We start from the raw sequence: 5944 nt of genomic DNA, 5'->3' as shown, positions 1-5944 counted from the left end.
GTAAAGCAACTGTAATTGCAGGAATTTCAAAATTGTTTGTCAGAAATTCAAATTTAATAATGCTTTTTGGAATTCTTTTTTTGTATCAAAATGACTTTGGATTTATGATAGAAATTCTAGCAAATGTGAAATTATTAAAAAGACTACCTACACATTTTAAAAGAGAACCTTTTTATTTAGATAACAGTCAATTTCTCTATAAATTTCGATTTTTATTATTTTAAGGTTGAAGATTAGCGAAGCAGGATCATCTTCCTTGTTTTTTGATAATCACCGGCTTGAAGTTTGTAGAAATAAACTCCCGATGAAACCGAGCGACCTGAATCATCTTTTCCATCCCAAACTACAGAGTGTTGACCTGCTGAAAGCTGATTGGCTGAATTGCTGATAAGCTGTTTTATCTTCTGTCCCTTCAAATTAAAGATAACTAATTCCACTTTTGCCGGCTTGGATAATTGATAATTTATTCTTGTTATGGGATTGAACGGATTCGGGAAATTACCTGTCAGATATGTTATCAGCGGAATTGTTTCATCATCGACTCCCGTTATTGTTTTCTCCAATACAGGAGAAAATACGGGTTCTGATTCTATATTGTTAGTATGAATAGAGGTTACGGCAAATTGATAAAATCCTTGGTCCAATCCTGTCCAGGTATCGTCTGTATAAAAAGTATCGACAAGAGAAGCTGCGACTAAATCCCATTCCTCCGGATTGTCTTGATCTTCTTCTGCAAAACGATAAACATTATATGATTCTAATTCCCTATCTGCGGCAGATTCTTGTTTTTCCGTATTATCAACCGGGTCTATTCGTCTGTCAATTTCACCGAGATCGATGCCGTAAGCCCGGATCATTAAGTTATTATTAAAGAAAGGAGATATTCCGAGGTCTATCCAATTTTCATTTGTATCTGTCCAATCGGTGATCATCATTTGCGTATTCTCCTGAAATTCCCAGGGAGCACCGACACCGTCATCATAACCGATGGAAGTATATTGGTTAGGAGTGTTGATTCCCACGAGAAATCCATTCGGGGCTTCGATAGAAACAGGAAAATCGAAGGAACTCCATTCATTATCTGTGCTTGGAACTAAACCGGATTCATAAAGGACATCTTCCTGATCAGGATCACCATTTCCATCTAATCCGAAAATTATGATATTTACCTGGTAATGAGCACCGTTATCGGAAGTTAAATACCAGGTTGCTCCGGTCAGGATTGCCTGATGCGGATGAACAGCTCCGAAAACACCATTTGGTGGAGTATCACCTAAACCGATATTAAAAACATATTCTCCGTCATCATAACGGAATTCTCCGATTCCGAAGCCGGGTGTATTCCAATTAAGATCGACACTTGTTTGAGATTCATTCTGCACAGCTTGTAAATAGTCCGGCGGTGATGTCATTTCATAAAGGATTAAAGTTCCGAGATCGAAATCTTCATTTTCTATGATTGCTTCGCCTGAATAAGTTTCATAATCGTCATGCGAAGCGGAAAGATCATAAGTATAATTTGGATAAACTTCCGGGAAAGTGAACTCACCGTCTGCATTAGTAACTGTTTGATAATTTACTAATCCGGGTATAGTTAAGGAAACGATTGCTCCTTCCAAACCTGTATCAGGAAAATCGCTTCCGGTCACGATTCCGGTCACACTTACTGTTCCCAATTGAATAAGATTAAAATCGAGTTGTACAGTCTCATCTTCGAGAACCTCTACGGCTAAAGTTTGCGGAGAATAACCAAATAAGGAAGCTGTGAATTCCTGTTCTCCTATTGGAACATTGGCAAATTGGAAGAATCCTTCATCATTTGTATATGTAAATATCGAAGAATCCTGGTTGGCTACCATCGCTCCGGGAAGCACAACATTATCTTCATCGTAAACATAACCTTCAATTCTTCCCAATCCGGTGAGCATCATAAGAAAAGTCGTATTGGGAAAACCGTCATAAACAAAATATTGTTCGGGCGGATTTAAAGGATCGTATTCTTCCGTGTTATCACGATTATAGATCATTCTATTCGGATGATCTGCTGTTGTATCCGTAAAGAATTTATTTTCAGCATCATAAACATTATCATCCCATGGTCTTTGAGCCATGATCACTAGATTCCCGCCTTCATAAACATAAGGTTCGGCAAAATTGATAGTTATTGCATTTTGTCCATTTGGATAGTTTATATTTCCATCGAAAACCAAAATCAGTTCAGCAGTAGGATTCCAACCGCTATTAAAATTTAATAACTCTGTTTCACCAATCCAAATTTTAGCCGGTTTATTATTCAGATCATCCACAAAATCAGAGTAATAAGTGATGCTTTGGATAATTCCTGTTTGCCCGATCTCTTCGGGATAATACAATGTTTGCGATAGACTGTTATTATAATTGAAACTCAGCGGGGCTTTATTATCTAACACAATTCCGTCTCCGATCGTTACTTCATAAGCACCGGCTTCCAGGATACGCACTTCCAAAGGTTGAGTATTATCATTCAGAATATTTTCATCTCCGGTCATCATAACTTTTCCGTAAAGGTTCGTGTATCCGGGTTGTTCGTCGATATGAATATTCCAAACAAAACTGTGAGTTCGTTCTTCGAGTGGTATTAAAGTTTGTGAAATATCTTCGGAAGCGATTTCTATCTCATCATCCCGCATCAATTTGACAGTATAATTTTCGATATTATAATTTCCAACATTTTTTACAGTTATCTCAAAAACTCCTGAACTTCCGCTGTTTACGACTTCCGGTCCGGTTATATTTCTGGCAGCCAGATCATTATCAAAGATCTCCAAATGAGCCATTACAATAACATCGTCGATATACCAATCATTGATATTATGAGAGTAACCGTCAAAAACCCAAGCAAGCTGGAAAGATTCGGAACCGACATCTGCGGTTGTGATCGTCATATATTCTACTGTGGGAGGTATTCCTTGAGAATTAAAAATATGAGCAATGTTCCAAGTTTCACCATCACTGGAAGTTTCCAACCTGATCACATAATCTCCATTATAATCATGGATCATATGTTTAAATTCCAAATTGACAACTAAAGCTCCGAGGGTATTCATCGGCGGTGTCATTAATCTTTGAACACCAGTCGTGTTAGGACTCCAATGGAATCTGGCTTCCGGAGGTTGACCGCCGGCATTATTCTCGATTCCGTATCCCCAATTGGTTCCTCCTTCAGTTGACCATCCTTCCGGAGGGAAAGTTGAAAAATTTGAAGTAAGGATTATATTTGTATCGGGAACAAAAACCTGAACAATCAAACTATCCGTCTGATTATTGAGCGGGTCTTCATCTTCAGTAAATTCAACAAATCCGTAAACATAAGTATTTCCGGTAAAATCCGGAGTCCAGGGAAGATCGAAATTTATTTCTTCGCCAAGTTCGATAGCAGTTCCGGGTACTGAAGATAACTCGATATCACCTTCCAAAAATAATTTTACAGTATAATTATCTTGAGTGATAACTCCCCTGTTTTTAACCGTGATTTGAAAAATGCTTTCTGTTCCTTCTGCCAGACCGATCGGACCTGATATTCCCAGGACTGCCAGATCATTATCCAACGGAGCAGGATGATAAAACATAAGCGACATCTCATTATCAAACATATCCTGATTATAAACATACAGCAGGCCATCTGTTCCAAAAGCATTCTCGATACCGACGGTAGAGCTGTCCATATCGAATCCCGGTGAAAAATATTGGTAATTGATTTTTATGTCACCATTTGGAAAAAGGATCATCTGGGCATCTACATAATCCCCGCCATCAGGATGTTCATAATAATTGATAAACGAAATCAGAAGGACTGTTTGGTCATTGTGAATAATATTTTCATAATATATTGTTGAGCCAACCGGATCAAGGTCATCCCAGAACCAGGCGATCAGGTTATTATAGGCATCGGCTTCCGGAATCATACGATTGGAAAGAGGAATTCCAATATCATCAAAAGTGATCACACCATTCGATTGAATATAAAATTCGGTATAATTCACATCATAAAAAGAAAGCAGAAATCCTATGGGAAAAGGTCCAACATGATTATCATCTGTAAGACCGGTAACTTCCGTAGGATTTGTATGCTCCAACCATTCATAATCCGGTCCGTTAGCATCGTCACTATTATACCAGGTATAACCGAAAAGATCGGGTCCGCCGTTTGTTTGTGAAAGTAAAACCGAAGTTAGTAATAACACACAATTTAATAATATTATTTTTTTCATTTTCTCCTCTTTTTTTGATTTTTCACAAAGACACAAAGCACAAAGAAAAAATATAAATATCTTTTGTGTTCTTTGAGTTTCTATCTTGAATTAATGTATCACAAGCAATCCTGCTTGTACAACTGAAACAAACAGGATTGTTTGTTATACACTCATCATTTACTCTTTTTTATCTACTGAAATGACTACCTAGATAACCAGTATCCTTCCTGTGATGCAGTTGTCTTTTAATTATCGATTTAAGTCTTTTTTGGGAAAATCTTTTTGCTAAAGTATCTTTATCCTTATTTGTAAAAAGACCCTTAAGTAATATGAAAAAAATTATTAGGATGATAACTGGCATAACTTGAATGAGTACACTCAACATAACTACTCCTCCAAATTTAATTTAAAAGATTCCACAACATTCATAACTGTTGTAGGATTTTATAAAACTTGCCATCCGGTAGCAGTCGGATGGCAAGTTTTTAAACCATTGAAGATCCTATTTTGTCAGGATCATTTTCTTAATGTAAGTATTATCTCCGGCTTCTAATTTATAAAGATAAATTCCGGAAAACACATCATTACCATTCTCGTCTTTTCCATTCCAATTGAATTCACCGGATTTAATATTATTTCCTGAAAATGTTTTAACGATCTCACCTTTGATGTTATAAATTGTAAGTTCACAATTTGTTACTTCCGGCAAGTTAAAACTGATCGAAGTCGAATTTGATAAGGGATTCGGATAATTCTGGAATAAACCGTAGTTTTCAAAATCTTGATCATCAGGATTCTCACCTTCTACTGGTATTTGTAGTGAGATTGGACCAAAAGTTTCAGTTTGCCCGGAACTATTTATGCTTTCAATCCAATACCAGTAAGTCGAACCTTCGGCAACTTCATTTTCATCGACAAATACATAATCCGTAGGTTCGGAGCTTGTTCCTGCTCCGGAAATTAGTTGTCCATTCACCTGAAGAGCATCTTCAAGAATTTCAGTTTCGGAACGATAGATGTTCCAACCCGAATTATCTGTTTCTGTTTGAGTTGTCCAATAAAGAGCAAGATTACCGGCAGCATATTCTGCTGTGAATTCGGAAAGAGTAACCGGAGTGGGTTCATCATCAAGGACTGTGATGGTATAATCTTCTACTTCTCCATAGTTTGTTGCACCACATGGTCTACCACAATCTGTACCGGAGTATTTTAAGCGAACACGCATTCTTGTATCGCCTAATGTAGCGTCGGCAGGTACATCAAAGTTAAAAGTTCCATTACCGGTACAATCGCCACTGCAAACCATCCTTTCTCCAGCATCTGTAAAATCCTCATTCTGGTTCCAATCAATCCAAACACCTAAATCAGAATATGCATAAGTCTGATTACAACTGATAGTAATAGATACCCCGGTATCTCCTTGCGTAACGCTGGTAGATTGGGCTGTGTAATCAGAATAACTCGTTCCTCCTGTTGAATTATCGATATCCCCGATAGCAACACGAGTTATATGAACGAATTGATTAGAACCTGATGCTGTACAATAGGCAGCATTTAAATTGGATAATGCAACAACAAACATGATACTTGAAACAAAAATAAATTTTTTCATAATACATCTCCTTTTGGTTTTTAATTTTTTTTTAATTTCACTTTAGAATTTTATTTACGGAAATTAACGGTTTAAAAATAATAGTTAAATAAACAACCAT

2 protein-coding genes are annotated in these 5944 nt (G+C 37.0%); both read right to left on the bottom strand.

What is annotated here, in order from left to right; translation table 11 throughout:
- Positions 1-233: 233 nt before the first annotated feature.
- The gene (locus tag ENL20_09545; protein HHE38799.1) at positions 234-4250 is read right to left on the bottom strand and encodes a T9SS type A sorting domain-containing protein; all 4017 of its coding nucleotides are present in this window, start codon (positions 4248-4250) and stop codon (positions 234-236) included.
- A 484-nt stretch (positions 4251-4734) separates the two neighbouring features.
- A complete protein-coding gene (locus ENL20_09540; protein ID HHE38798.1) occupies positions 4735-5844 on the bottom strand; it encodes a T9SS type A sorting domain-containing protein in 1110 nt (369 codons plus the stop codon).
- Positions 5845-5944 lie beyond the last annotated feature (100 nt).

The organism is Candidatus Cloacimonadota bacterium, from assembly GCA_011372345.1.
Lineage (GTDB): Bacteria > Cloacimonadota > Cloacimonadia > Cloacimonadales > TCS61 > DRTC01.
This window is presented reverse-complemented; position numbering and strand designations above follow the sequence as displayed.

What these genes read in the sequence shown, in the direction of transcription:
- ENL20_09540 (HHE38798.1), bottom strand. Translation starts at nt 5,844, where the DNA reads ATGAAAAAATTTATTTTTGTTTCAAGTATCATGTTTGTTGTTGCATTA.
- ENL20_09545 (HHE38799.1), bottom strand. Translation starts at nt 4,250, where the DNA reads ATGAAAAAAATAATATTATTAAATTGTGTGTTATTACTAACTTCGGTT.